Annotated in this window: 29 protein-coding genes; 25 read left to right on the top strand and 4 right to left on the bottom strand. The window is 58.8% G+C overall.

What is annotated here, in order from left to right; translation table 11 throughout:
* Positions 1-27 precede the first annotated feature (27 nt).
* Positions 28-699, top strand: coding sequence for a class I SAM-dependent methyltransferase (locus RBI05_RS01165; protein ID WP_310549831.1), 672 nt, complete (start codon positions 28-30; stop codon positions 697-699).
* 46 nt (positions 700-745) lie between these two features.
* Here RBI05_RS01165 and RBI05_RS01170 read toward each other — a convergent pair whose 3' ends face one another.
* Positions 746-1,333, bottom strand: a complete 588-nt coding sequence (locus RBI05_RS01170; protein ID WP_310549832.1) for a helix-turn-helix domain-containing protein — start codon at positions 1,331-1,333, stop codon at positions 746-748.
* Between the two features lie 171 nt (positions 1,334-1,504).
* On the opposite strand from RBI05_RS01170, the gene RBI05_RS01175 reads away from it, so the two are divergent.
* From RBI05_RS01175 to RBI05_RS01215, 9 genes are all read left to right on the top strand, one after another.
* A complete protein-coding gene (locus RBI05_RS01175; RefSeq protein WP_150459219.1) occupies positions 1,505-1,792 on the top strand; it encodes a Dabb family protein in 288 nt (95 codons plus the stop codon).
* 15 nt (positions 1,793-1,807) lie between these two features.
* Positions 1,808-2,248: a DUF86 domain-containing protein gene (locus RBI05_RS01180; protein WP_150459220.1), complete on the top strand. Its 441-nt coding sequence runs from the start codon at positions 1,808-1,810 to the stop codon at positions 2,246-2,248.
* Between the two features lie 57 nt (positions 2,249-2,305).
* Positions 2,306-2,959, top strand: coding sequence for a helix-turn-helix transcriptional regulator (locus RBI05_RS01185; RefSeq protein WP_310549833.1), 654 nt, complete (start codon positions 2,306-2,308; stop codon positions 2,957-2,959).
* Between the two features lie 89 nt (positions 2,960-3,048).
* Positions 3,049-3,399, top strand: a complete 351-nt coding sequence (locus RBI05_RS01190) for a YtxH domain-containing protein (RefSeq protein WP_310549834.1) — start codon at positions 3,049-3,051, stop codon at positions 3,397-3,399.
* A 192-nt stretch (positions 3,400-3,591) separates the two neighbouring features.
* Positions 3,592-4,425, top strand: coding sequence for a glutamate racemase (gene racE / locus RBI05_RS01195; RefSeq protein WP_150459223.1), 834 nt, complete (start codon positions 3,592-3,594; stop codon positions 4,423-4,425).
* A 161-nt stretch (positions 4,426-4,586) separates the two neighbouring features.
* Positions 4,587-5,789, top strand: a complete 1,203-nt coding sequence (locus RBI05_RS01200; RefSeq protein WP_310549835.1) for a M14 family metallopeptidase — start codon at positions 4,587-4,589, stop codon at positions 5,787-5,789.
* A gap of 140 nt (positions 5,790-5,929) precedes the next feature.
* Positions 5,930-6,202 (top strand): hypothetical protein, encoded by a 273-nt coding sequence (locus RBI05_RS01205; protein WP_310549836.1) that lies wholly within the window; start codon positions 5,930-5,932, stop codon positions 6,200-6,202.
* Positions 6,203-6,281: 79 nt separating this feature from the next.
* Positions 6,282-6,584, top strand: a complete 303-nt coding sequence (locus tag RBI05_RS01210; RefSeq protein ID WP_310549837.1) for an iron-sulfur cluster assembly accessory protein — start codon at positions 6,282-6,284, stop codon at positions 6,582-6,584.
* Between the two features lie 37 nt (positions 6,585-6,621).
* The gene (locus RBI05_RS01215; protein WP_310549838.1) at positions 6,622-6,864 is read left to right on the top strand and encodes a DUF1450 domain-containing protein; all 243 of its coding nucleotides are present in this window, start codon (positions 6,622-6,624) and stop codon (positions 6,862-6,864) included.
* A 93-nt stretch (positions 6,865-6,957) separates the two neighbouring features.
* On the opposite strand, the gene RBI05_RS01220 is transcribed toward RBI05_RS01215, so the two are convergent.
* The gene (locus RBI05_RS01220; RefSeq protein ID WP_310550069.1) at positions 6,958-7,371 is read right to left on the bottom strand and encodes an NUDIX hydrolase; all 414 of its coding nucleotides are present in this window, start codon (positions 7,369-7,371) and stop codon (positions 6,958-6,960) included.
* 139 nt (positions 7,372-7,510) lie between these two features.
* Here RBI05_RS01220 and RBI05_RS01225 point away from each other — a divergent pair, with 139 nt between their 5' ends.
* On the top strand, positions 7,511-8,341 hold the full coding sequence (locus tag RBI05_RS01225; RefSeq protein WP_310549839.1) for an aldo/keto reductase: 831 nt from the start codon (positions 7,511-7,513) through the stop codon (positions 8,339-8,341).
* 115 nt (positions 8,342-8,456) lie between these two features.
* Here RBI05_RS01225 and RBI05_RS01230 read toward each other — a convergent pair whose 3' ends face one another.
* Positions 8,457-9,614, bottom strand: a complete 1,158-nt coding sequence (locus tag RBI05_RS01230; protein WP_150459271.1) for a THUMP domain-containing class I SAM-dependent RNA methyltransferase — start codon at positions 9,612-9,614, stop codon at positions 8,457-8,459.
* A 55-nt stretch (positions 9,615-9,669) separates the two neighbouring features.
* On the opposite strand from RBI05_RS01230, the gene RBI05_RS01235 reads away from it, so the two are divergent.
* On the top strand, positions 9,670-10,335 hold the full coding sequence (locus tag RBI05_RS01235; RefSeq protein WP_310549840.1) for an O-methyltransferase: 666 nt from the start codon (positions 9,670-9,672) through the stop codon (positions 10,333-10,335).
* A gap of 28 nt (positions 10,336-10,363) precedes the next feature.
* Here RBI05_RS01235 and RBI05_RS01240 read toward each other — a convergent pair whose 3' ends face one another.
* Positions 10,364-11,587, bottom strand: coding sequence for an MFS transporter (locus tag RBI05_RS01240; protein ID WP_310550070.1), 1,224 nt, complete (start codon positions 11,585-11,587; stop codon positions 10,364-10,366).
* Positions 11,588-11,808: 221 nt separating this feature from the next.
* Here RBI05_RS01240 and hemE point away from each other — a divergent pair, with 221 nt between their 5' ends.
* From hemE to RBI05_RS01305, 13 genes are all read left to right on the top strand, one after another.
* Positions 11,809-12,882, top strand: a complete 1,074-nt coding sequence (hemE, locus tag RBI05_RS01245) for a uroporphyrinogen decarboxylase (RefSeq protein WP_310549841.1) — start codon at positions 11,809-11,811, stop codon at positions 12,880-12,882.
* 22 nt (positions 12,883-12,904) lie between these two features.
* Positions 12,905-13,861 carry a ferrochelatase gene (hemH, locus tag RBI05_RS01250; RefSeq protein WP_150459232.1) on the top strand — a complete coding sequence of 319 codons (957 nt, stop codon included), beginning with the start codon at positions 12,905-12,907 and terminating at the stop codon, positions 13,859-13,861.
* On the top strand, positions 13,858-15,291 hold the full coding sequence (hemG, locus tag RBI05_RS01255; protein WP_150459233.1) for a protoporphyrinogen oxidase: 1,434 nt from the start codon (positions 13,858-13,860) through the stop codon (positions 15,289-15,291). Before hemH ends, hemG begins: the two co-directional genes overlap by 4 nt.
* Before the next feature lie 372 nt (positions 15,292-15,663).
* On the top strand, positions 15,664-19,200 hold the full coding sequence (locus tag RBI05_RS01260) for an alpha-amylase family glycosyl hydrolase (RefSeq protein WP_310549842.1): 3,537 nt from the start codon (positions 15,664-15,666) through the stop codon (positions 19,198-19,200).
* A 130-nt stretch (positions 19,201-19,330) separates the two neighbouring features.
* Complete coding sequence (locus RBI05_RS01265) at positions 19,331-19,882, top strand: SdpA family antimicrobial peptide system protein (RefSeq protein ID WP_310549843.1); 552 nt, start codon at positions 19,331-19,333, stop codon at positions 19,880-19,882.
* A gap of 20 nt (positions 19,883-19,902) precedes the next feature.
* Positions 19,903-20,826: a sporulation-delaying protein SdpB family protein gene (locus tag RBI05_RS01270; protein ID WP_150459236.1), complete on the top strand. Its 924-nt coding sequence runs from the start codon at positions 19,903-19,905 to the stop codon at positions 20,824-20,826.
* Positions 20,823-21,464: a sporulation delaying protein family toxin gene (locus RBI05_RS01275; RefSeq protein WP_310549844.1), complete on the top strand. Its 642-nt coding sequence runs from the start codon at positions 20,823-20,825 to the stop codon at positions 21,462-21,464. The genes RBI05_RS01270 and RBI05_RS01275 overlap by 4 nt, the downstream gene beginning before the upstream one ends.
* Before the next feature lie 40 nt (positions 21,465-21,504).
* Positions 21,505-21,819 carry an SdpI family protein gene (locus RBI05_RS01280; RefSeq protein WP_150459238.1) on the top strand — a complete coding sequence of 105 codons (315 nt, stop codon included), beginning with the start codon at positions 21,505-21,507 and terminating at the stop codon, positions 21,817-21,819.
* An 89-nt stretch (positions 21,820-21,908) separates the two neighbouring features.
* Complete coding sequence (locus RBI05_RS01285) at positions 21,909-23,285, top strand: CapA family protein (protein WP_310549845.1); 1,377 nt, start codon at positions 21,909-21,911, stop codon at positions 23,283-23,285.
* Positions 23,286-23,342: 57 nt separating this feature from the next.
* Positions 23,343-24,080, top strand: coding sequence for a glycerophosphodiester phosphodiesterase (locus RBI05_RS01290; RefSeq protein ID WP_150459240.1), 738 nt, complete (start codon positions 23,343-23,345; stop codon positions 24,078-24,080).
* A gap of 33 nt (positions 24,081-24,113) precedes the next feature.
* Positions 24,114-24,737: a fumarylacetoacetate hydrolase family protein gene (locus tag RBI05_RS01295; RefSeq protein WP_310549846.1), complete on the top strand. Its 624-nt coding sequence runs from the start codon at positions 24,114-24,116 to the stop codon at positions 24,735-24,737.
* On the top strand, positions 24,734-25,561 hold the full coding sequence (locus RBI05_RS01300; protein ID WP_310549847.1) for a DUF92 domain-containing protein: 828 nt from the start codon (positions 24,734-24,736) through the stop codon (positions 25,559-25,561). The genes RBI05_RS01295 and RBI05_RS01300 overlap by 4 nt, the downstream gene beginning before the upstream one ends.
* A gap of 76 nt (positions 25,562-25,637) precedes the next feature.
* The gene (locus RBI05_RS01305; RefSeq protein ID WP_310549848.1) at positions 25,638-26,246 is read left to right on the top strand and encodes a TetR/AcrR family transcriptional regulator; all 609 of its coding nucleotides are present in this window, start codon (positions 25,638-25,640) and stop codon (positions 26,244-26,246) included.
* Positions 26,247-26,271 lie beyond the last annotated feature (25 nt).

Consider the following 26,271-nt stretch of genomic DNA (forward strand, 5'->3'; position numbering starts at 1 on the left):
AGGCAGAAGCTATAAGGAGAGTGCGGAATGCCCGAAGACAATCAAGAGGCGGAAGCAGCCGCTTCCTACTGGGAGCGGCGTTTTGCCGCAGAAGGAATGATTTGGGGAGGAGCTCCCAGTCCAACGGTCGCGCATGCGTTGGCGTTGTTTCGCTCAGAAGGAGTACGGACGGTGTGGGTGCCGGGAGCCGGGTACGGACGGAACACGAAGGCGCTCTCGGAGGAGTTTCAGGTATCCGGCACAGAGATCAGCGCGTCGGCGGTCGAACTCGCCCGGGATTGGGACCCGCGGAGCGATATCCGTCAAGGTTCCATCCTGGAACCGCAGGAGGGTGAACGGGAAGTGGACGGCGTCTTCTGCTATGATGTCATTCATCTGTTTCTGGCCGGGGACCGCGGCCGGCTGGCCCGGCAGATCAGACGGAGGCTCCGGCCGGGCGGAGTGCTCTATCTCACCTGCTTTTCCGATGAGGATGTGAATTGCGGGCGCGGCGAGCAGCGGGAGCCGGGGACTTTTGTCTACAAACCGGGCAAGACGGCCCATTTCTTCGCCTTCGGAGAGCTTCAGGAGCTCTTCCCGGGTTTTGAGGTGATGGAAGAGGCTCACATTACGGAAGCCCTTCCGGGACCGGAAGGGCTTCATTCCTATCGGCTGCGCATTTGGGCGGCCAGGGCGGGAAGCCGGTCTGCTGCCGAATAGAACGGAGCGGTGCCCGGGCAGGGCCGGAGAGAGGAACGGTTCCCGCTTATCCGCTGCGTTCGCAGTCGGCGAACAGGATCAGGCGGGGAATCCGGAAGAAGGCTTCGGCTTTCTCCTGCATGGCTGCGGAAGGCAGATAACTGTGATGCAGCCACTTGCGGAAGGTGCCGGGATGGACGCCAATCCAGCGGCTGGCATCGGTCACGGAAATATCGTGAACCATGCAGAGTCCGGTGAGGATGTCGCTCCGCTTGGGGGCCTCCCCTGCGGCCTGCTTCATGAAGCGGGAAGGGGCGGGCTGGCAGAGCACCGGACTCTGGCGGATCAGCGCTTCATTGAACAGAACATGGGCCGGGTATCCCAAGTAGCGGCAGGTCTTGTCCAGATTGGTCTGGGACGGAATGCGGCCCTCGTAGATCCAGGCGCTGACGCTTCGGGAGGACACGGACAGTTCCTCAGCCAGTCGGGACAATTTGATATCTCTGGACATCAGTACGGCCAGCAGAACCCGGTTGCGGATCTGGCTTCGCTGGGGACGGCGGAAGCGCTTTACCCGGACGCCCTTGCCCAGGTATTTGCGGTTGATCTGCGACCAGGCCTGAATGCTGTGGTTCGCTGGCTGATTAGTGGACATACGGCCTCCAAATCGTTACGGAATGTGTAAATAATTCACGATTATACTACAATAAGCGAACCGGGCGAGGCAATGGATATTCTTGTAATCGTTTGCGCTTCTTTTCGCCCGGTGCGGGCTTGTGTTAAAATACAACAGATAAGAATCCTATGCGGATGGAGGCAGGAATCATTGATTAGACATTTGGTTTTGTTCAAGCTGAAGGACGGATCGCCGGAGAGCGTGGCCCGGACAGCCGCTGTGCTGCGGAATATGGAAGGGCGTATTCCCCAACTGCTGTCGCTTGAAATCGGAACCGACGTGCTGCGGTCCGAACGTTCCTATGATCTTGCCCTGACCGCAACGGTTGCCTCGCTTGAGGATCTTCAGGCTTATCAGGTTCACCCGGCGCATCAGGAAGTCATCGCCCACATCAACGAAGTCAAAGAGCAGTCGATCGCGGTGGATTACGAAGTGTAGGAGGCCCAATTAGCGATGTATTATGTCAACCGCAAGCAGATTGGCCGGATCCTAGACCAGATTCCCGTTATCGCCGACGGATTGCGTCAGGCAGCGGGCTCCTGGGACGGAAGCAGCCTCTGGGGACTTGTGCAGGAGCGCTGTCTGCATCTGGCCATCGAAGTTGTCACCGACGCCGGGAGCTGCCTGATCGACGGGTTCATTATGCGCGATGCCGGCAGCTATGAGGATATCATAACGATTATATTTGAAGAGCGGGTGTTCGGCGGGGAGAAGCTTCACCGGATTCTGATGGATCTGGTCGCCCTCCGCAAGCCGCTCGTTCAGGATTATGCCGATTGGGAGCGGGGGCGCCTGCATCCGTTGACGAAGGAGCTGCCTGAAGCACTGGAGGATTTTGCCCGGCAGGTGCAGAGCTACCTCGATCAGGAGCTCGGAGCGGAGACGGCTCGCTAACGCGACGGAGAGATTCCGGCCGGAATCCGTGAAATGAACCAAGGAGGAGGACCGGCGATGAAGAATGCGCAGGAGAGCGGATCGACCCGTCAGATGATTATGACCCTGCTCAAAATGAAGGGACCGCAGCCGATTGCCGCGCTGGCCGGTCAACTGGGGATTACGGAAATGGGCGTTCGCCGCCATCTTCTGACGCTGGAGCGGGAAGGACTGGCCCGAACCAAGGTGGTTCGTCAGGCTATGGGCCGCCCGCTTCATTTATATTCGCTGACTGACCACGCGGATGATTATTTTCCGAAGAATTACCATCATTTGACGCTTGATCTGCTCCGCGAGCTGGAGCTTTCCAGCGGACGCGAGGCGGTCCACGGGCTGTTCGAGGGCCGCCGCCGCCGTCTGCTTGCCCAGTACGCGCCGACGATGGAGCGCCGGACGCTTGAGGAGCGGGTTGCGGAATTGACCCGGGTCCAGAACGCCGGCGGATACATGGCCGAGTGGAGCGCCGGAGAAGACGGCACCTACGAAATCCGGGAATACAATTGTCCGATCCGCCAGGTTGCCGTTCAATACGGCAAGGCCTGCCAGTGCGAACAGCATCTGTTCGAGGAGCTGCTGGACGCTAATCTGTCGCGGACCGAGTGTATGGCGGAGGGCGGCCACTGCTGCCACTATACGATTCGCCCGCGCACCCGGACGAACCCGGAACAATAATGCAATTCTTCTGTCACCGGACGGCCTGAAGCTGCTTATGATGAAAGCAAGAGATAGGCATTCGCCCGTGCCAAAGGAGAGATGAAGAAATGAAGAAAGACACGAAGAAGCTGCTGTGGGGATTTGCGGCGGGGAGCGCCGTCGGGTCTGCGCTGGGTCTGCTGCTGGCGCCGAAGTCCGGCAAGGAGCTTCGTCAACAGATTGCGGAAGAGACCTCTGCGGGGCTGGAGAAGGCCCAGGATCTTGCTGCCCGGGTCGAAGAGAAGACCTCCGACTGGTATGCCAGAGCGAAGGACTCCGCCCTTCAGATTCGCGACGAGCTGGCCGAGTGGAAGAACCGCCGCTGCGCCGAAGACGGCCGGGAGATTCAGGCCGAGGTCAGCGGCCAGGCTGAGGCGGAAGCCGGAACCGCAGCTTCGCCGGAGGAAGAAGAGAAATAAGCCGGAGCCAGCCGGAGCCAAGCGGGCCGTTCCCTGCCAGGGGAACGGCCCGCTTGGCATGCACGCGCGCGGCAGATCTTGAACGCGGCGGGCGAATGGAGTATGATCTGCAATTGTGGACGGATTGCCCGGTACCTCTGGTCGGCGTTCTACATAAGCTAATGAAAACATAATAAAGGAAGCGGTGTGTTTGTGCAGCAAGCTATAGCCATATTGGACTCGGGGGTAGGAGGACTGACGGTCGCCAAAGAAGTGATGCGGCAGCTTCCCCGGGAGAAGATCATCTACTTCGGAGACACCGCGCGAGCGCCCTATGGTCCACGTTCGACAGAGGAAGTGCGGACGTTCACCGAGCAGATTGTCGATTACCTGATTCAATTTGATCCGAAGATGATCGTCATTGCCTGCAATACGGCGACGGCGGCAGCGCTGGATTATATAACGGACAAAGTGTCGGTACCGGTTATCGGAGTGATCCATCCCGGAGCAAGGGCGGCGATCAGCGCGACCAAGACCGGGAGAGTGGGTGTCATCGGGACAGTCGGCACGATCCACAGCGGCGCCTACACCTCTGCATTGAAGCAGCTTTCTCCTTATATTGAAGTGGTGAGCCAGGCTTGTCCGGCGCTGGTGCCGATTGTCGAACAGGGCGTCTTTCGTTCGTCGGAGAGCTACAGAGCCGTGGAAGAATCGCTGAACGGCATCAAGCACGCGCCCATTGATACGCTGATTCTGGGCTGCACGCATTATCCGTTCCTGGTGGAGCCGATAGGCCAAGCGATGGGGCCCGGAGTGAAGCTCATCAGTTCAGCGGACGAGACGGCCCGGGAAATCAGCACAATTCTGTATGATAAAGGCAAGCTCTCCAGCGGAGACGAGACGCCGGTGCACCAGTTCTTCTGCAGCGGCGATCCCGAAATGTTCCAGGCCATCGCCAGGGACTGGCTCGGAGAGCAGATACAGCGGACGCCGGTTGTCTGGCAGGTGTCCACGCTGGGGGGAGCGGTCGGCCCCTCCGCTCCTTAACCCCGCGCAAGCCCCGCAGGCGATGAAGCCTGCGGGGCTTGTTATGTTGCGGGTTGCGTCAGAGCCGGATTTCCGGCAGGAAGAACAAGGTTCATGTCGGACAAATGCCCCTGCATAGACTAGAGCAACGGTCCAGACTTGCGACAAGGGAGACGATGCTTATGCTGCAGCACACGGTTCGCCGGGGCGATACGGTCGCCCGGGTGGCGGCCGTCTACGGACTGACCCCCGGCCATGTGATTCAGGGGAATCCGTGGGCCGCCGGGCAGGAGTACCTGATACCGGGCCAGGTTCTGTTCCTGCCTTCCGCTCCGCGCGCCCGGTATGCCCCCGCCGAGGGCGAGAGTCCGGAAGAAATCGCCGGCAGGCTTGGCGTCAGCCTGGAAGAGCTGGAGCGCTTCAATCCGGGGCTGTCCCCGGGGAGCGGGGCGGCTCCCCACCCACTGTGGGTCATGCCGCCCCCGGCAAGCCGATCTATGGTCCGGCTTCGGGGAGAGTACGGGCCGGCGCATCTGGAAGAGGACCTGGAGCGCCTGGCCGGCAAGTATGCCGCAATCCGTGTCGAAACGATCGGAACCAGCGTAATGGGCAAGCCGCTTCGCGCGGTGCGGATCGGCAAGGGGCCGCGTCTGCTCCATGTGAATGCGGCGCTGCATGCCAATGAATGGCTGACCGCGCCCGCGCTGCTCGCCTTCATCGAGCAGTATGCCGAGGCCTTCGCGGCCGGAGGAAGCTGGAACGGCCGCCCCGTCCGGCACTGGTATCGGAACTGGACGCTGTGCGCCGTGCCGATGGCCAATCCCGACGGGGTCGAGCTGGTGCAGGAAGGCGCAGGCGAGGACCATCCGAGGCGTGCGGAGCTGCTGCGCTGGAATGGGGGAAGGCGCAGCTTCCGGCACTGGAAGGCCAACGTCAGCGGAGTGGACCTTGGCGACCAGTTCCCCGCTTACTGGGAGGAAGAGCGGAAGCGGCGGGGGCGGATCGGACCGGCGCCGAGCGACTATGGAGGCGCCGCGCCGCTCTGCGAACCGGAGGCCGCCGCGCTTGCGGCGCTCTGCCAGTCGGCGCCGCCCGACATTGCGGTCTCCCTTCACAGCCAGGGGCGGGAGATCTACTGGAATTACCGCGGCATGGAGCCTGGGGAGAGCGCAGGTCTGGCGAACCGGCTGGCCGCGGCCAGCGGCTACCGGGCCGTGGAGCTGACCGGCAGCGACGCGGGCTTCAAGGACTGGTTCATTCTGAAGTTCGGCCGCCCCGGCTTCACCGTGGAGCTCGGGCTGGGCCGCAATCCGCTGCCTCCGGAGGAGTTCGAGGATATGGTGCTGGAGACCGGCCAGATTTTGGCGGAGCTGATGAAAAACTAAAAAATAAGGGAATTTAAACTTAAAAATTTGAAACATTTTCTGAAATCCTACGTAAGATACAGCAAAGGGTATGGCCGCAGATTCAGCAGACCCCTGGCATAGGCGGTCATGCCCTTTTTCAAGCCCGAAAGGAGACCGCAATGAAACTGAGAAAACTGCTGTCGCTGAAGGAATGGTCCCATGTGCTGCGCGGTGCGCTGAGACATCTGCTCTCGCCGAGAGTGGCAACGAGGGACAAGCTTCTGTTTATCATACCTGCCCTGCTGTATTGGGTGCTGCCCGACGTCATGCCCTTCATGCCGATCGACGATATCGGGGTGACGATGCTGCTGATGAACGCGTTCGTGGCCCGCATGGACCGCAAATACGGAGAGCAGCCGCCGCAGGCCGCTTCAATCGTGCAGGAACGGTAGTTGCTTTTCCGCCCGTTCATCCTATACAATATAAGGCACTGGCAATTCAAATTCTTGTAGTATGGGAGATGCGGCGGCAATGAACGTCAAGATTACCCGCAATGCGGCGAAAGTGATAAAGAAACAGATGGAACTGGCAGGCAACAGCGAACTGAAGCTGCGTGTGCTGATTACCCATTCCCATGGGGACCACGCCCACTATGGCCTTGATTTGGACATGCCGGGCGAGAACGATGTCGTCGTTCCGACCGATAAGGAGATCGACGTGGTCCTGGAACAGGGACAGCCTCTGCTGGACGGCGTGAAGATCGATTATCTGTATTTCCCGCAGGAAGGCTTTGTCATCACTAATCCGTCCCAAGGGAACCATGGCGATCATTAAAGCGCCGGTCCTGCGGACTTGAAGAAGGGTAAGTAGAATGGCCAATGTAATTCGCATCTGCGACAAATGCAATCATATCAGCCGCAAGAGCCTGATTCCGAAGCTCCGCAAAATGGCGCCGGACGCCGAGATCCGTCAGGAGAGCTGCATATCGTATTGCGGCCCCTGCGGCAAGCGGGCCTTCGTCTCGATCAACGGACGCTATGTCAGCGGCCCGTCCGAGGAAGAAGTGCTCAAGAAGGCGGAGGCTTTCGTCAAGCAGCCGGCATCCCGGCCTTAATCCTTAAGAACCGTCAGACCTCTGTCTGACGGTTCTTTGGTCTTGTGCAGGAGGGACTGTATGGAGCGGACGTCCCGAACCGCCGTGTCCGTCCTATCCGAAGCCGAGCCGGCGGGCGGCTTCCGAAGAGGCCAGTTCGGCGAGAATCGGGGCAGGCAGCCAGTCGCCGAACTCTTCCGGTGAGACCCATCGGTATCCGCTGTGCTCCGGCGACAGGGCGACCGGCATGAAATCTCCGATAATCCGGCACGCGTAGGTCAGAAGCACAACCTGGCGTTCCGGATTCGTAAGGAAGGTGGCTGCATAGAGCAGTTCGCCGGCTGCGGTGCGCAGGCCGGTCTCTTCTTCGATTTCGCGGGCGAGCGCGTCCTCCAGCTTCTCGCCGAATTCCAGCTTGCCGCCCGGGAATTCCCACGTCCCGGGACCGGTCTCATCCGTGTCGGAACGGCGGAGGAGCAGCGCTTGTCCCTCATGGAGAATAAGTCCTTTCAAGGCAACGACAATCATCGGGTTCAATCCTGCCTTTCCTGCCGGCGGCCGCGATGCCGCCGGGCATATTTGGGGGTTACAGGGCCAGCATGCTATAATTAGACTTGCTGTGCAAGGTTATTTTATTATCTGGGGTACATAGAAGGGTGGCAGGACAATGAGTTATGGTCACATCGCGGACTATACGGCGCTGAACAACGGAGTTACGATGCCGCGGTTCGGGCTTGGCACATACAAGGCGGCCGGAGAAGAGGTGGAACGGGCGGTGGAAGCTGCGCTGGAGATGGGATACCGGAGCATCGACTCGGCCGCGCTCTACGGCAATGAGGCTGAAGTGGGGCGGGCGATCCGCAACAGCGGCATCGTTCGCAAGGAGCTGTTCGTCACCACGAAGGTGTGGAACGACGATCAGGGATACGACGAGACACTGCGTGCTTTTGAGAAGAGCCGGGAAGCGCTGGGACTGGAAGTCATTGACCTGTACCTCATTCACTGGCCGGGTCTTCACAAGTTCAAGGATACCTGGCGCGCCATGGAGCGGCTCTATCAGGAAGGAAGCGTCCGGGCAATCGGCGTCAGCAACTTCCAAATTCATCATCTGGAGAGCCTGATGCAGACGAGCGAGACGGTTCCGGCCGTCAATCAGGTGGAGCTTCATCCCCGCTTACAGCAGCGCAAGCTGCGCGATTACTGCGTCCTGAACAACATTCAGATCGAAGCGTGGGCCCCGCTGATGAAGGGAATGCTGAACGAGGACCCGGTGCTGAAGGCGATCGCGGGCAAGTACGGCAAGGCGGTACCGCAGGTTATTCTGCGCTGGAATCTGCAGCATGACATCGTTACCATTCCCAAGTCTGTGACTCCGTCGCGGATTCAGCAGAATGGCGAGATCTTTGATTTCGAGCTGACTGCGGAAGAGATGGAGCGGATCGACGCCATGGATGCGGACGAGCGCATTGGCCGTAATCCCGACGAAGTGCTGTTCTAGCCGTACAGACTCCGAGCCTCTGCCGCTATGCCTGTCTTGAAGGCCTGAAGCCAAAGGCAGCCCGTCCGGAATTCCGGACGGGCTGCCTTCTGTCTGGGCGGAGCGGGCGGGACGGCTATTCCGCAGCGTCCCCGCTCTTGGGCGCGCGCGGCGGGAGCGGACCGAAATACTGATAGTACTGGCATTCGATCCGTCCGTTGAACAGCTTGCGGCGCTTGTCCGCCTTGCGGCCGAAATAATGCTCGAACTGCTTGGAAGGACTCAGCGCGAAGAACGACCAGGTCGGGAGCTGCTTGGACAATCCGCCGAGCTGGCGGATCAGCCGTTCGACTTCCTCCTTGTCGCTGAGCCGTTCGCCGTAAGGCGGGTTCGTGATGATGCAGCCGTACTCGCCTTCCGGCCGGGCCTTGGCGGCCGGAAGAACCGAGAAGGCAATTTCTTTGGCGAAGCCTGCGCTCTTCGCGGCCGCTTCGGCCACTTCGATGGCCTTGGGGTCGATGTCGCTTCCCGCAAGCTGAAGCGGCACATCGTCGCGCACGGCGTCGAAGGCTTCCTCCCGGGCTTCCTCCCACAGCTGCTTCGGAAGCAGCGGCCAGTGTTCCGAGGGGAAGGAGCGGCGCAGGCCGGGGGCGATGTTCCAGGCGATCATCGCGGCTTCGACGAGCAGCGTACCCGAACCGCAGCAGGGATCGTAGAGGGGACGGCTGCCGTTCCAGCGGCTGAGCTGGATCAGGGCGGCGGCCATCGTCTCCTTCAGCGGTGCCTCTGTAATCAGCTTGCGGTAGCCGCGCTTGTGGAGGGCAGGACCTGTCGTATCGAGCGTAATCAGCGCAACGTCATTCAGCAGAATGACTTCGATGACAAAACGCGGGCCGTTCTCCGGGAACCATTCGGTCCGGTAGGTGCCCTTGAGCCGTTCGACAACCGCCTTCTTCACAATGCCCTGGGCCGCCGGGACGCTGGTCAGGAGCGATTTGTGGGACCGGCCCTCCACCGGGAATTCTCCGTTCTCGGGAATCCAGTCTTCCCAGGCGATCGCCTTGACGCCTTCGAACAATTCATCGAAGGTGCGGGCCGGGAACTGCGCCATCTTGACCAGAACCCGGTCCGAGGTCCGCAGCCAGAGGTTGCAGCGGCAAATGTCCGCCAAGCCGCCCCGGAACACGACTCTGCCGTTCTCCGTGACGGTCTCGTATCCAAGCTCGTTCAGTTCGCGCGCCACAATGGCCTCAAGGCCCATCGGCGCAGTTGCGATCAATTCCAGATTATCCAAATTCACTTCAACTCCGTTATCTAGTATTCATCTAATCCGAAAAGGAGATTAACCGATGACCCAACCTTCATCTCCATCCCCCGAAGAATTTGCCGCCCAGGAGCGGTACAGTGAAGAACGCTACCCGGAAGACGGGCTGCTTCGCTCCGTCCGGCAGGCGATTGCAGAGGCCGGCATGCCTGAAGTATCCGTTGCGCCCGGGTACGGCCGGCTGCTTACGATGCTGGTAAGGCTGTCGGGAACCCGGCAGGCGCTGGAAATCGGCGCTCTGGGCGGGTACAGCGGCATCTGTCTGGCCCGGGGACTGCCGGCCGGAGGCCGGCTTACCTCGCTCGAGCTGAAGCCTGAGTATGCGGCTATGGCCCGTACGCATCTGGAGGCCGCCGGGTTCGGCGCAGCGGTGGACTACCGCATCGGCCCCGCGCTGGAGAGCCTGAAGCAGCTCGAGGCGGAAGGCCGGAGATTCGGCTTCTTCTTCATTGACGCCGACAAGGAGAATTACCCGGATTATCTGGAGGCGGCCATCCGCCTGGCCGAGCCCGGCGCGGTCATCGCCGGGGATAATCTCTTCCTGCGCGGCCGGACGCTGAACCTTGCCAAGAACGGGCCTGCGGTTCAGGCGATGCGCCGGTTCAATGAGACCATCGCCGGCGATCCCCGGCTGGAGAGCACGATCCTTCCGGCCTACGACGGACTGGCGCTGGCGATCGTGAGGGGCTGATCCCCTGCGGCGCGGCCTTTGGGGCCGTCTAGCGGAACAGCCGCAGCGGCGTCTCCCGGTACAGCTTGAAGCGCACCCAGACGGTATTCAGCAGCAGCAGCCCGCCGGATACGATGAACAGCCCCTCGATGCCGATATAGCCGGAGAGCACGCCGCCCAGCAGGGCTCCCGTCATATTGCCGAGCGCAAGCGTGCTGCTGTTGAAGCCGAAGGCCCGGCTCTCCTTGCCGTCAGGCGTATAGGAGCGGATAAGCGCGTTGACGCTGGGCAGCAGGCCGCCCATGAATACCCCCATCAGGAACCGGACGACAATGAGCTGCCAGACGGACGTTACGAAAGCCTGCGGAATCAGGAACAGCGCGGCGCCGATAAGCGCGTAGGTCAGAATCCGGTGCGCTCCCATCTTGTCGCTGAGCCTGCCGAGAATCGGCGAAGCGATCATGTTGGAAATGCCCGTCACGGCTGTTACCAGACCCGCCCAGAAGGCGATATCCTCCGGCGTGCCGTGCAGCTTCTCCACATAGATCGGCAGCAGCGCCATCGGACTGATCATCGCGAATTGCAGCAGGAACGTGACGCCGAAGAGAGCCGGAAGCTGGGGAATCCGGGCGAGTTCCCGGAAGCCCTGATAGACGGATACCTTCGGCTGATGCAGCGCCTCTTCGCGGTTGAAGTTCTCTTTGACCAGGAAGAGGGCCAGCAGCGAAGCGACGAACAGAAGCGCCCCCACAACGTAGAATATCGGCCGGAAGCCGATATAGTCGGCCATCAGGCCGCCGATCAGCGGACCCAGAATCGTGCCGGCGACCGAGCCCGACTGCATCATGCCCATCGCGAAGCCCGTGCGGTGCTTCGGCGTGGTGCCGGAGACGAGCGCGATGGAAGCCGGGTTGAAGCCCGAGATGGTGCCGTTGAGAAGCCGCAGCAGAAGGAGCTGCCAGGGCGTCTGGGCGAAGCCCATCAGAACGATGACAATGGCCATTCCGAAGCCGGAGCGCAGGAGCATGATTTTACGTCCGTATTTGTCCGCCAGAGAGCCCCACAAGGGCTGAAAGATGAACGAGGTCATGAAGTTGGCGGCAAAAATCAGACCGGCCCAGACCCCGACCGCGTCGCCGCGGACGCCGAGATCCTGGGCCAGATACAGCGACAGGAACGGGGTAATCATCGTCATCCCCGCGTTGACCAGGAACTGTCCGAACCACAGCACAATGAGATTGATGCTCCAGGTCTCGAGCGTTCCCCATTTCATCTTCTTCAATGTGCCCCACTTCCCTTCTCTAACCATGATGTCCGGTAAAAGATGCCATGAAGCAGTATACCACAAATCGACAATCGGCGTTGAAACGCCCCCGGATGTGACAGATGTCACAGGAATGTCAACTCTCCGGGCAGTTGTGACGGTTGTTACAAACTTTTAAAACAGGCATAATATAAAGATGACAATCCGATCAAGAAGATGGAGACCTTATCATGACCTATAACGATACTTTTATCCGGGCGTGCCGCCGGCAGGAGACGGATTATGTGCCCGTGTGGTACATGCGCCAGGCCGGCCGCTACGACCCCGAATACCGCAAGATCAAGGAGAAATACTCGCTGCTCGAGATTTGCCGGCAGCCCGAGCTGGCGGCGGAAGTGACGCTGATGCCGGTGAAGAAGCTGGGCGTCGATGCGGCAATTCTGTATTCCGACATTATGAATCCGGTAGCTTCGCTGGGCGTCGAATTTGATATTGTCAAAAATATCGGCCCGGTCATCGAGAATCCGATCCGAAGCGCGGCCGATGTAGACCGGCTGAAGCCGATCGACGTGGAAGGCGATCTCGGCCATATCCTCGAGACGATCGCCATTCTGGACCGGGAGCTGGACGTGCCGCTGATCACATTCGCCGGGGCTCCGTTCACCATCGCCAGCTATCTTGTAGAAGGACGGCCGTCGAAGAGCTACATTCGGACCAAGGAGCTGATGTACGGCCAGCCGCAGGTCTGGTTCAAGCTGATGGACAAGCTCGGCGATATGGTCATCGCCTATCTGCGCAGCCATGTCAAGAGCGGCGGGAAGGCGTTCCAGCTGTTCGACAGCTGGGTCGGGGCGCTGGCGCCGGAAGATTTCCGGACGTACGTTCTGCCTACGGTCACCCGTATTTTTGCCGAGCTGGCCGATCTGGATGTGCCCAAAATCTACTTCCCGGGCGTAGCCTCCGGCGAACTGCTGCCCGAGCTGTCGGACTTGCGTGCCGATGTGATCGGGCTGGATTGGCGGGTGTCCATCGCCGAAGGACGGCGGCGCACCGGCGGACGGTTCGCGGTTCAGGGCAATCTGGACCCGTATCTGCTGACGGCGCCGGACGAGTTGCTGAAGGAACGGGCCAAGCGCCTGATCGACGAAGGCGTGAAGGAGCCCGGTTATATTTTCAACCTGGGACACGGCCTGTATCCGGAAGCTTCTCTGGACAAGCTAAAGGAACTGACGGACTGCATTCATGAATATTCCCAGGAACTTCTTGCCGGTACCCGACCGTCCGGCGCCGTTCCATCCAACTAATAATCGTATGAGGTGAGGATTCGTGACAACCCAAATCGGTGTACTGGTCATGTCGTACGGAACCCCGGACAGCCTGGAGGGCGTTGAGGCTTATTACACACATATCCGCCGCGGCAATCCGCCGAGCGAAGAACAGCTCCGCGAGCTGAAGGACCGCTACGAAGCCATCGTCGGCGGGGTCTTCCCGCTCAGAGAGAATACGGACCGCCAGGTAGCGGCTCTGCAGGAGACGCTGGACCGCGAGAACCAGGACCCGGCCGTCCGTTATGTCTGCTATCAGGGACTCAAGCATGCCCATCCTTTCATTGAAGACGGCGTGGACAAGATGGCAAAAGACGGGATCAAGCGGGCCGTCGGCATTGTGCTTGCGCCGCATTACTCGTCGATGAGCGTGGGCGGCTACATCAAGCGCGCCCGGGAGCGCGCCCAGGAACACGGTATCGAAATGGCATTCGTCGAGAGCTATCATCTGCATCCGCTGCTGATTGATACGCTCAGCCGCCGGGTGTCGCAGCGGCTGGACGAATATGAGGAAGCCGGCGCGAAGCGGGAAGAGGTCAAGGTGCTGTTCAGCGCCCACAGCCTGCCGGAGCGGATTCTCGCCATGGGCGATCCGTACCGCGACCAGCTGCTGGCGACTTCGCAGGCCATTGCCGAGCGCACCGGCGTGACGAACTGGGAATTCACCTGGCAGAGCGCCGGACGGACGTCGGAGCCGTGGCTGGGTCCCGACATTCTCGATACGCTGCACCGCCTGAGCACGGAGCAGGTGGAAGATGTGCTGTCCGCGCCGGTCGGCTTCGTATCGGACCATCTTGAAGTGCTGTACGACCTGGATATTGAAGCCCAGGCGGTTGCGCGTGAACTGGACATGCGGCTGATGCGGATCGAATCGCTGAATAGCGATCCCGCCTATATGTCGGTGCTGAGCGATGTTGTGCGCAGCAAGGCGGGCGAGTGGAAGGCGGATCAGAAATGAGCGCTGCTCCGCGGAATGTAGTCATTATCGGCGGCGGGCTGAGTGGACTCAGCGCCGCCTTTTACGTGCGCAAGCATTACCGGGCAGCGGGAGTGGAGCCGCACATTACCGTTGTGGAACGGGACCGGGTGCTTGGGGGCAAGATTGAAACCTTGCGCAAGGAAGGCTTCGTCATCGAGAAGGGCCCGGATTCCTATCTGGCCCGGAAGCAGGAGATGACCGACCTGGCTGCGGAGCTGGGCGTGGACCGCGAGCTGACGACGACCAATCCGAATGCCAAGAAGACGTATATCCTGCAAGGCGGCCGGCTCCATCCGATGCCGGCCGGGCTGGTGCTCGGCATTCCCACCGAGTTGAAGCCGTTCTGGAAGAGCCGGATCGTCTCGCTGCCGGGCAAGCTGCGGGCGATGATGGATTTTGTCATCCCGCCCCGAAAGAGCGGGGAGGACGAATCGCTTGGAGCGCTTGTGGAACGCCGGCTTGGACGGGAAGTGCTGGAGAAGATGACCGAGCCTCTGCTGGCGGGAATCTATGCAGGAGACATGCATGCGATCAGTCTCCAATCCACCTTCCCCCAATTCGGCGAGGTGGAACGCCAGTATGGCAGTCTGATCCGGGGAATGACAAGCGGCCGGAAGCCTGCCGAGACCCATACGGGAACGAAGAAGAGCGCTTTTCTCACTTTCAGACAGGGACTCCAGACGCTGACCTCGGCGCTGGTTGAAGACCTCAAGCGGGATGCGGACCTGCGGACAGGGAGCGGCGCTGCCGCCATTGTCCGCAATGACGGAATTTCGGCGGGCAGCAGGTATACGGTCATCCTCGAGAACGGTGAACGGCTCCCGGCGGACGATGTTTACATTACTGTGCAGAACTTCGCGGCGGCGGAGTTGCTCCGTCCGCATGTCGAGGTCTCGGCGCTGGATGCCGTGAACTACGTAACTGTAGCCAATGTGGTCATGGCCTTCTCCGGCCAGGAGCTGGACGGCGGATTCGACGGATCGGGCTTTCTGGTGCCGCGCACGGAGGGGCGAGGCATTACGGCCTGCACCTGGACCTCCGCCAAATGGCTGCATACCGCTCCAGAAGACCGGGTGCTGCTGCGCTGTTACGTGGGCCGGGCCGGAGACGAGCAGAAAGCGATGCTTCCGGACGGAGAACTGGAAGAGCTGGTCCGCAAGGATCTGAGGGAAGTGATGGGCGTGACAGCCAAGCCGTTGTTCACGGAGATCACCCGTCTGCCGAAGTCGATGCCGCAGTATCCGGTCGGTCACCCGGCCGGCATTGCGGCGCTGCGGAACGAACTTGGGACCGCCCTTCCGGGCGTGCAAGTCTTCGGGGCAGGCTATGACGGCATCGGCATGCCCGACTGCATCAAGCATGCCAAGCTGGCGGCGCAGAAGGCTGCGGAACAGCTTCGTCAGGGATAGCAGGTGAAGCGGCGACCGAGAGCGGCTATACCGTCTTGTACTAAAGCACCGGCCGTTTTGGGGGAGTTCCCTTATACGGCCGGTTTTGTTATTCCGTAAGGGAGGCGAACGTCCCGGGTCTTTGGGGGCAACCGATTGCTGGCATCGGGGAGCAACTGAACGAAATGGTGGATTGACTGGAAAAAATGTCTATAATATAATCGGCCTGTAAGCGCATTCAGCCTTGTCCTGGTTCATGCAAACGAAAGGAGGTCTTCTTTTTTAACTGAAATTGCAAACGTTTGCACCAACACTGTGTCGCAATGTCACTTCAAGCCAATGCCGTTGGAAACGCTTGGGTATCACACTAATTTATTTCTGGGGGGAATTTGATTGGTAACGAAGCAAGCCCGAAGAATACTGTCTTTGCTGCTGTCCGCAGCCTTATGCATCAGCCTGCTCATCGGCCTGTCGGGCGGGGCTGAGGCCAGCAGCACGACGTATGCGGTATCGTATACGAATTCGACTGCAACGGCAGTCAAGCTGCACTGGACAACGAATAACTGGTCCTCATATACCGACACCGCCATGATTAAGAGCGGAACGTCCTTCACTGCCAATGTTGCCGTGGACGAGGGCGCTACGCTGACTTACTGTTATCACATCACGGCTCCGACAGACACATGGGACAACAACGGCGGCAAGAACTGGACAGTCGTTGTTCCCGTCAAGGGCAAGTATGAAGCCGAGAATTCGGCGCTGAGCGGCGGCGCGAAGGTCAATACCGACCATACCGGCTACACCGGCACCGGCTTTGTCGACGGGATGACCGCCGTGAACGCAGCGGCCGCCTTCACGGTTCAAGCCGACACCGCAGGTTCCTACAATGCGGCGCTGCATTATGCCAATGCCACGGGCAGCGCCAAGAACCTGTCTTTATACGTGAACGGCTCCAAGGTCAAGCAGGTCAGTCTCGCCACCCTTGCGAACTGGAATACATGGGCAGACCAGACGGCATCGGTCACGCTGAACGCGGGCAGCAATACGATCGCCTACAAGTATGACTCCGGCGACACCGGCAATGTCAACCTGGATTATCTGCAGGTTTCGGCGGTTACAACGCCTTCTCCTACGCCTACAGCAACTCCTACAGCAACTCCTACAGCAACTCCTACAGCAACTCCTACAGCAACGCCGACCGTGACGCCGACCGCGACGCCGACCGCAACGGCTACGGCAACACCGACGGCTACGGCAACGCCTACCCCGACCGCTACGGTAACGCCTACCCCGACCGCTACAGCGACCGCTCTGACGGTTCACTTCAAGAAGCCTTCCACCTGGGCATCCACAGTTCGGATTCACTACTGGAATCCGACGCCTTCCACCGTTCCGACAAGCGGAGCATGGCCGGGCGTGCTGATGACAGCAGAAGGCAACGACTGGTACAAGTACACGATTTCGGGTGCAACGGCAGCCAGCGTCATCTTCAACGACGGCAGCAAGCAGACCTCCGATCTGGTCCGCAGCGCCAAAGAAGGCTGGTACTATACAGACAATGCCTGGTATGACGCGAATCCTGAGGCTCCGCAGGTGCCGGTCATCAAGGCTTCTCCGGCTCCGGGAACCTATGACACGGCGCAAACGGTCGCACTGACCGGCAGCAATGCGGGAGACAAAATTTATTACACGACCAACGGTTCCACGCCGACCACCTCGTCGACGCTGTATACGGCGCCGATCCCGGTCGCTTCATCGATGACGATCAAGGCATTCGGCGTCAATTCCGCGGGGCAATCGGGCACTGTGTCCTCCTTTGCCTATGTCATTGACCTCAATGCGGATCTGCAGGCGCCGACAATTACGGCCAATCTGCCGGTCAAGACCTCCACATCGGTAAGTGTATCCTTCAATCTCAAGGATAACAAAGCCGGTACCGTATCCGCTTATTACACGGACAATGGAACGGAGCCTACAACCAGCTCCAAGCTCTACATCAGCGGCAACGCCCTGTCGGGTCTGGCCGGACCTGCCATTGTTCTGACCAAGGCTGCCACGCTGAAGTTCCTGGTTGTGGACGCGGCCGGCAACAAGACGACGCAGAGTTACTACTACTCGGTCGGCGGCCGTGGAGATTTCCGCGAAGACTCCATTTATTTTGTCATGACCTCCCGGTTCTATGACGGCGATCCCAGCAACAATAAGCATGCCTGGGATGACGCCAAAGCTGGCAATCCGGATGCCGATCCGGCCTACAGGGGAGATTTCAAGGGCCTGATCCAGAAGCTTGACTACATCAAGGCGCTAGGCTTCAGCGCCATCTGGATTACGCCAGTTGTGCAGAATGCCAGCGGCTATGATTACCACGGCTATCATGCAATCAATTTTGCCAAGGTAGACCCCCGTTACGAATCGGTGGGAGCTTCCTATCAGGATCTGATTGCGGCCGCCCATGCCAAAGGGCTGAAGATTATTCAGGATATTGTGGTGAACCACACCGGCAATTTTGGCGAGGAGAACCTGTTTCCGATGTTCAAGAAGGACCCGACGAAGGCGGATACCTCCGCGAATCTGGTCAAGATTACCGACAAGCTGCCGGCGAACTATGATACCATGACGCCGGATCAGCAGTATCAGGCCCGGATCAACCTGATGAAGAATGCCGATACGAACAACAATATTTACCACACCGAGAAGAGTCTGTCTTGGGAGTCCTATACGGTGCAGACCGGCCAGATCGCCGGCGACTGCGTGGACCTCAACACCGAGAATCCGGTGGTGGACCAGTATCTGATTGATACGTACAACAAGTACATCGACATGGGCGTTGACGCGTTCCGCGTGGATACGGTCAAGCATGTCAGCCGTTACATCTTCAACCGCTACTTCATCCCAGCCTGGAAAACGCATGGCGGCTCCGATTTCTACATCTTCGGCGAAGTGGCAACCCGCTACCGCGATGTCTGGAACAGCGGAATTCCGGCGATTTCGACTCCGTTCTATACCTGGAAGGAATCCAAAGCCTATCCGGGAGATACGGTGAACGACTATGCCGCCAACAAGCTGTCCGTGGAACAGAACTGGGCCGACAACCAGAACGTAGCAACCCAGCCGACCTCGAACAATGCGTTCCTGGAAGGCAACAACTACCATACGCCGGATTATTCCAAGAAGTCCGGTATGGATGTTATCGACTTCCCGATGCATTGGTCGTTCAAGACGGCGCAGGAAGCCTTCGGCATGCGCAGCGGCGACAAGTATTACAATGACGCCACCTGGAATGTAACCTACGTCGATTCCCACGACTATGCGCCGGACGGTGCGCCGGAGAACCAGCGTTTCGCCGGCACCCAGGATACCTGGGCCGAGAATCTGGACCTGATGTTCCTGTTCCGGGGCATCCCGGCCATCTTCTACGGTTCCGAGGTTGAATTCCAGAAGGGCATGCCGATTGACGTCGGTCCGAACGCTCCGCTCAGCACGACGGGCCGAGCATACTTCGGAGACCGCATCGAAGGCAGCGTAACGGTGCAGGATTACGGCAGATATACGAATGCGACCGGCAAAATGGCCGAATCGCTGAACTATCCGCTCGCCAAGCACATCCGCCAGCTTAACCTGATTCGCCGCGCCGTGCCTGCGCTCCAGAAAGGCCAGTATTCGACGGAGAACGTATCCGGCGATATGGCGTTCAAACGCAGATACACGGATGCTTCCAAGGGCATTGACAGCTTCGTGCTCGTGACCATCTCCAGCGGAGCCACTTTCACCGGCATCCCGAACGGGAAGTACGTGGATGCCGTTACCGGAGACGTCAAGAATGTAACGAACGGCACGCTGTCCATCTCTCTGTCCGGCAAGGGCAATGCCCGTGCTTACGTGCTGAACGGCACCGGCGGCATCGGCGAGAGCGGTACGTACCTGAAATAAAATAGAGAAGCCCAGTCCTATTCCAGGGAAACTCTTGGAACGGCACTGGGCTTTTTTTATTTTAGGAAGATTGTAATTTATAGAATATGTTTAAATAATATACAAAAATATCTAAACAGGGGGATGGTAAATGAATTCAGATGCAAGAAATGGGATTGTTTTTTATTTTACTTCCTTACTATTGGCGCTATTATTCGTCTTCTCTTTATTGAACGCGACTCCTTCTAACCCCTTGGATGCTTACAAATTCACTATACTTCAAAAAATATTTCCACAAGGATGGGGCTTTTTTAGCAAAGCTCCCCAAGACGAAGTTATGAAGATTTACAATACGGACCTGCACTCTGCGACGGATTGGCCCAATAACTCAATGAATAATTTATTCGGCATCAACAGAAAAGGCAGAACACAAGGAATCGAATTAGGGCTCTTGTATACACAAGTTGCTGCCCAGCCTTGGAAAAGCTGTAACGAGAAAATGGGTCAATGCCTTAAAAGGGATGAAAAGTCGGCTGCCGTCAAGCTTGAAAACATTACACCGAAGCCAAACTTGTGCGGAGATTACTTTATTGTTTCCCAAAAACCAGTGCCTTGGGCATGGGCTGATTTGATCCAACCGGAAGATATGCCTTCAAAGTATATAAAAGTGCATGTCCTCTGTACAAAGCAAACAAGGAATTAGGGAGAAGTAGGAGGCCGTAGATGCTAAAAAGATTAAATTCAATCCCAACCTTAGTGATAAGCGGTACTCCGCCATGGACGAATGTTTATGGATTGGCGAGAACTTTGATTGCACTGTCGCTTCTGCTTACCTTAATCACGAACGACGTAACGACTTTATTTAAACCGGCGGCGGGAATAAATGAATATCCGTCATGCTCCGTTTATGCGGTGAGCATATTCTGCGTACTGCCAAATAATTATCCTAATCTAGAGTTGTTAAAGTGGATCTCTGTCTTGATTCTGCTTATTGTCGCCTCTGGGTGGAGGCCGAGGTTCACGGGAATCTTGCATTGGTGGGTTGCCTCATCCCTTCAAAATACCGGGATAACACTGGATGGAGGAGAGCAGGTAGCCACTGTACTCACACTTCTGCTTATCCCGGTTACCCTTTTCGATCATCGGAAATGGCATTGGCTTCCGCCGCGTTCAGATAACACAATGACAAGTACAGGCATACCCCATTTGATATCTTTTTTGTTCTTATTCTCCATTCGTGTGCAAATGGCCATTATCTATTTCAATGCAGCTCTTTCCAAACTGAAGAATAAGGAATGGATTGATGGGACGGCTATTTATTATTATTTTCATGATCCCATGCTGGGGTTGAATTCCTTCTTGCTCTCTTTGCTTAACCCCTTAATTGAAAGTTCTTTTGTGGTTCTGTTGACTTGGGGTACTATTATTGTCGAATTGCTTTTGGGAAGTGGAATTGTTGCCCATAAAGAAAAACGATTTTTCTTCCTTTACCTGGGGCTGGCTTTACATACGTTGATTGCAATCTGCCTCGGACTATACTCCTTTTCTTTGGTAATGTTTGCAGGTCTGATTTTGGCCTTTCGTCCGTTTGAGCATAGCTTTGGAAAGAAAATATCCATGGATTCTCTAAAGGAGGTTCACCAATGAAAAAAATTGTCGCGTTTGTATTGGTCTTTTCTTTGGTCCTGATGAATGGCTTCACCAGTGATGGCGGTGCAGAGGCAAGTTCCAAGGAAGCCTATTCGGGGGAAGATCTTTTTCGAGGTTTGTTTTTTGTTCAAGGCGAAGTAGCCAAGCAGCTTTCATCCGAAATTTATACCCATGATCTTTATCAGACCGCCAATACAAAAGAAGCGGTTGGTCAGGTCGACAAAATCGTAGCTAACGTAGAAAAGCTTGAGCCCGGATATTTCAACCGGTTGAAGGGCGCTGTCGATTCAAAGAACCCGCTGGAGCTGGAACGGGCTTTGGGCAAAGGATCAGAGCTGATTTACTCTGCCCTAAAAAGCGATGGTGTAAACGTAACTTCCATTGACTCCAAGCAATTAGGCTATGCAAGCGGTCAATGTGCCGTTGCTGCTGTTGTATTTGTGGCCGGACTGGCAGTCGTTTGGTATGCTGGAGCTGTTGCGCAAGTTGTAGGCGGGGGCGCATATGTATTGGTAGATGGCGTATATTTCTATCATGCGGCAGTCCAAGTTAAAACGGTTGCGGTTTCTTATTCACGGGAGAACGATCTAACAAGAGAGATGTATATTCGTAATGTGATTAAGGGTTTAAAGTAGAATACCGCTAAGAACTAAAGGAGGAGAAAGGAAACCAACCATGTGGAGCTTGACATTTGGCTTGTTTCTTCTTGCAGTCGGATGGATTCTGAAGAGATTTCCTCCCCGCTCGATCAACTCGATTTACGGCTTTCGCACTTCTCTGTCTATGAGCACCGAGACAAGGTGGAGAGAGGCGAACCGTTACTGCGCAGTCCTGTTCATGATCTGCGGGGCGGTGCTGCTGGGAATCGGGATGATATTGAATTTGTTTTTGCGTACGGAGATCAGCGTAATCCTACTCGCTATCCTGATGTTAGCCAGCTTCATTGTCATTATTGCGCGGGTGGAACGAAGAATTAAGAAGATAGAATGAACGGCCTGACCCCCGGATTCCGGGGGTCTCTTGGTATGCGGGGCTTATGCTATAATGGAACGAGTTTATCAGGTAAAGGAGTTATTGCATTGTATCCTCCACGATCCGACAGAAACCAAGTCTCTAAGCGCAAGCGCAGCCGCCGTCTGCGGCTGCGGATCAATCTGGCGCTGCTGCTCTTGATTGCGGGGGCGCTTGCCCTGGCGCTGGGCCAGCGGGATGGCGGCGGACCCGATGCGGCCGGACCGGCTGTTCCGCCGCCTTCTGCGCCGGCCGCGCCGTCCTCTGCGCCGGCCGAGACCAGGCCGCCAGCGTCGCCGAGCCTGCCGCCTTCGGCCCCGCCGGCGGCATCGCCTTCTCCGGACGCCCCGGTACCGGCGTCCGCAACCCCGCCGCCTTCCGGAAGCGGCGGCGAAGAGGGCGGCGCTCCGGCTGCGCCGCCCGCGGCACCCGCGGCCTCTGGAGAGGCCGCGCCGGAGGCTCCCGGCGGCGGGAACGCCGGCACGCCGGACGGCGGCTCGCCCGAGGTGTCCCTGAGCTTCGCGGGAGACACGATCTTTGCCGGCAAGGTCGGCGAGCTGCTGGAGAAGCAGGGGTACGACTATGCTTTCAGCCGGCTGGACGGGATGTTCCGCAGCGACGATCTGACGGTCGTGAATCTGGAGACGCCGGTAACCGAAGGCGGAACGGGCGCGGCCAACAAGCAGTTCGTATTCCGCTCGTCGCCGAAGGCGCTCGGCGCCATGAAGAGAGCGGGCATCGACGCCGTCAATCTGGCCAACAATCACTCGCTTGACAGGGGACAGGAGGGGCTGTCCGATACGCTCTCGCTGCTGGACGAGGCCGGCATCGCGCGGGTCGGCGCCGGACAGAATGCGGCGGAAGCCTATACGGTCCGTTACTTTGAGCGGAAGGGTATCCGGATCGCGCTGCTCGGCTTCACCCGGGTCGTGCCGGAGACTTCCTGGATCGCCACGGCCCGGACTCCGGGACTGGCGTCCGTCTATGACAGCGCCCAGGCGCTGAAGGCCATAGCCGACGCCCGCCGGGAAGCCGACCTCGTAGTCGTGATGGTTCATTGGGGCAAAGAGCGGCAGGAGGCCTTCAGTCCCCAACAGCAGGAGCTGGGCCGCAGCTTCATCGATGCGGGGGCGGATCTGGTGATAGGCAGTCATCCGCATGTGCTGCAGGGCCTTGAGCCTTATAAAGGCAAATGGATCGCCTACAGCACCGGCAACTTTGTATTTACGCGGTCCGCGACCCCTTCCACCTGGGAGACGGCGGTATTCCGGGCGAACTGCAAAGTGAACGGACAGTGCAGGCTGACGCTGAAGCCGATGGACGCCGAACTGGGCCGGCCGGCGCCGATGGCGGCGGAGCAGGGGGCGAAGCTGCTGAAGCGGATGGAGGCTCTGTCGGAAGGCCGCGTCTCGATCGACGAGGCCGGCCAGGTGACGGTTCGCTAGGAAGCGGCCGGAATCCGGCCGCCCGGTTATTTTGTCTGAGATTCAGGAGGGGCGATTATGTCTGACAACAACCCGTGTGTCGCGCATCGGGGCTTCTCCGGCAAGGCGCCGGAGAACACGCTGGCTGCCATCCGCATGGCGCTGGAGCTGCCCTATGTGACCTGGCTGGAGATTGATGTGCAGTTGTCCCGGGACGGAGTCCCCGTCGTCATCCACGATTACTCGCTGGACCGGACTACGAACGGACACGGCCGGGTGAAGGAAATGGACTATGCGAACCTGCGCCGGCTCGATGCCGGGAGCTGGAAATCGAAGTCCTACCGCGGAGAGAAGATTCCCTCTCTGGAAGAAGTGCTGGAGCTGGCGGCAGGACGGGCCAAGCTGAATATTGAGCTGAAGAACGTAGGGCGGCCGTACCCGGATCTGGAGCGCCGGGTGACGGAGCTGATTGCTTCCAAAGGAATGCGGGAAGAGGTCGTGCTGACTTCCTTCGATGCTCCGACCCTGCGGCGTCTGCGGGACTCGGCGCCGGATTTCAGGACCGGGCTCATCTTCGATGCCCGGTGGAGCAGCCCGGTCCGCCCGATGCAGCAATTGGGCTGCTCCTTCCTCTCCATTAAGGGAGCGCGGCTTAACACGGCGCTGGCCCGCTTTCTGACGCAGCGCGGCGCAGAAGTCATGGCCTGGACGGTGGACAAGCCCGAATCGATGCGTCGCCTTGCAGACATTCATTCTGATATAATGATATGTACGAACCGCCCGGATCTGTGGGGCGAGACGTTCTGGCGTCAATAGACCAATTTAAGAGCGAAAGAGAGCTGAATGCCCATGTGCGCTGCCGTTAACAATTTGTACTGCGTCGGTAGAAATTACAGACTTCATGCCGAAGAACTCGGCAATCAGGTGCCGACCGAACCGCTGATCTTTATGAAGCCGTCGCATGCGGCCGTTCCGCTGGACAAGGCCGTCATCCAGCTGCCGAAAGATGCGGGGCTCATTCATTACGAAGGCGAGCTGGTGCTGCGCATCGGCCGCGACTACGCTCCGGGGATGACCGTGGAGAAGCTGGTGGATGTCATGGCGCTTGGCCTTGACTTCACGCTGCGCGACATTCACAACGATCTTCAGAAGAGGGGCCTGCCCTGGACGGCAGCCAAGGGATTCCGCAACGCGGCTCCGCTGACGCCGTTCATTGCTTTTCCCGACAAGGAAGAGCTGGAGGCGACCGACTTCACCGTCCGCAAGAACGGGGAGGAGGTCCAGCGCGGCAATGTCAAGAACATGATCTTCTCTCTGCAGACGATCATTGACTTCATCGGCACCCGGTACGGTCTCGGCGAAGGCGATGTGATCTTCACGGGAACGCCGGCCGGGGTAGGCCCGGTCGTTCCGGGCGATTCGTTCGAGCTCCGCTGGGGCGACCGGCTGCTGGGGACCTGCCTCATCGGATGATTCTTCTTGTGCTTAAATGGCTCTTTGGCGCGGCCGGCGCGCTGGCCGTCTCGGCGGCAGCCTTCTGGAAGCGGTCGCTCAGCTTCTCGGGCCTAATGGCCGCCTTCGTCATGGGCACCGTCTATTTCGGCGCCGGAAATGCGTTCTGGTTCGGCATTCTGCTGCTGTTCTTCATCACGTCCAGCCTGCTGTCGAAGATGAAGGCCGGGATCAAGGAAGAACTGGAGCGCGATTATGCCAAGACGGGCCGCCGCGACGCCGGACAGGTGCTGGCGAACGGCGGCGTGGGCATGCTCTTCGTGCTGGCCCACGCCATCCGGCCGCTGGACGTCTGGCCGGTGCTCTTCATCGGCGCGATGGCGACCGTGACGGCGGATACCTGGGCCACGGAACTCGGCACGCTGAGCCGCCGCCCTCCGCGCTCCGTCCGGACGGGACGGGTGCTGAGGCCCGGCCAGTCCGGGGGCGTGTCCCTGCTTGGAACGGCCGCCACGGCCGCCGGCGGACTGCTGATCGGCGCCGCCGGCTGGCTGCTCGCGCAGGCTGCGGGGATGGACGCCGGGAGTCTCATCGCCTGGTCGACAGCAGGACTTGTCGGCGGTCTGGCCGGAGCATTCGCCGATTCGCTGCTCGGTGCGACGGTGCAGGCGATGAACCGCTGCGAAACATGCGGCCGCGAAGTCGAGGCAGCCTTCCACCACGGCAGGCCGACGCTTCCCGGCCGGGGCTGGCGGTGGATGAACAACGATGCCGTGAATGCAATCAGTTCGCTGCTGGGTTCGGCTGCGGCGCTTCTGGCCGCCGCGCTGCTCGGCGGAATTTGAACCGGGCCGGCGTCCGCTGGCCGGATGCCGGACTGAATTCTAACAGAACCTGCAACAGAAAGAAGGGACCTGACACTTGAGTGGAGGGAGCAACGAGAGAGAGGGCAAATCCGACAGACCGGATAAGCAGAGGGCCATTTTGGACGCCGCTTTTTCACTGTTTGGCTCCAAAGGCTTCTATGAGACCCGGATCGCCGAGGTGGCGGAGCTGGCGGGCATTGCCAAAGGCACAGTCTATTTGTATTTTCGCAACAAGGAAGAGCTGTTCCTCGCCGTCTCACGGCGAGACTGCGAACAGTTCATGACCCAGTTGGCCGCCCGTCTGAAGCGGGAGGAGACCCCTGCCGGGAAGCTGGCGGCGATTGCGGAGCACCATCTGCTCTATTATTACGAGCGCAAGCAGCATACCAAGCTGTTCTTCCGCGCGCCCACCAACCATCCGGAGCTGATGGCCTTCATGCAGCAATTCATGGAAGCCTACACCAACCTGGTGCAGCAGGTGCTTCTGGATGCGGACGCAGCGGAGGCGCAATTGTTGTCACAGGCGTACATCGGAATGCTGGACCGGCTAAAAATGGACATCCTGTTCGACCCTGCCTTCACGGAGGCGGATGCCAGGCACCGGATTGCGTTCGCGGCGGATCTGTTCCTGCGGGGCGCGGAATCCGGGAAATACAAGCACTGACTGAACGAGAACTAGAGGCTTCAAG

The sequence above is a fragment of the Paenibacillus glufosinatiresistens genome (assembly GCF_031470375.1).
GTDB lineage: Bacteria > Bacillota > Bacilli > Paenibacillales > Paenibacillaceae > Paenibacillus_AQ > Paenibacillus_AQ glufosinatiresistens.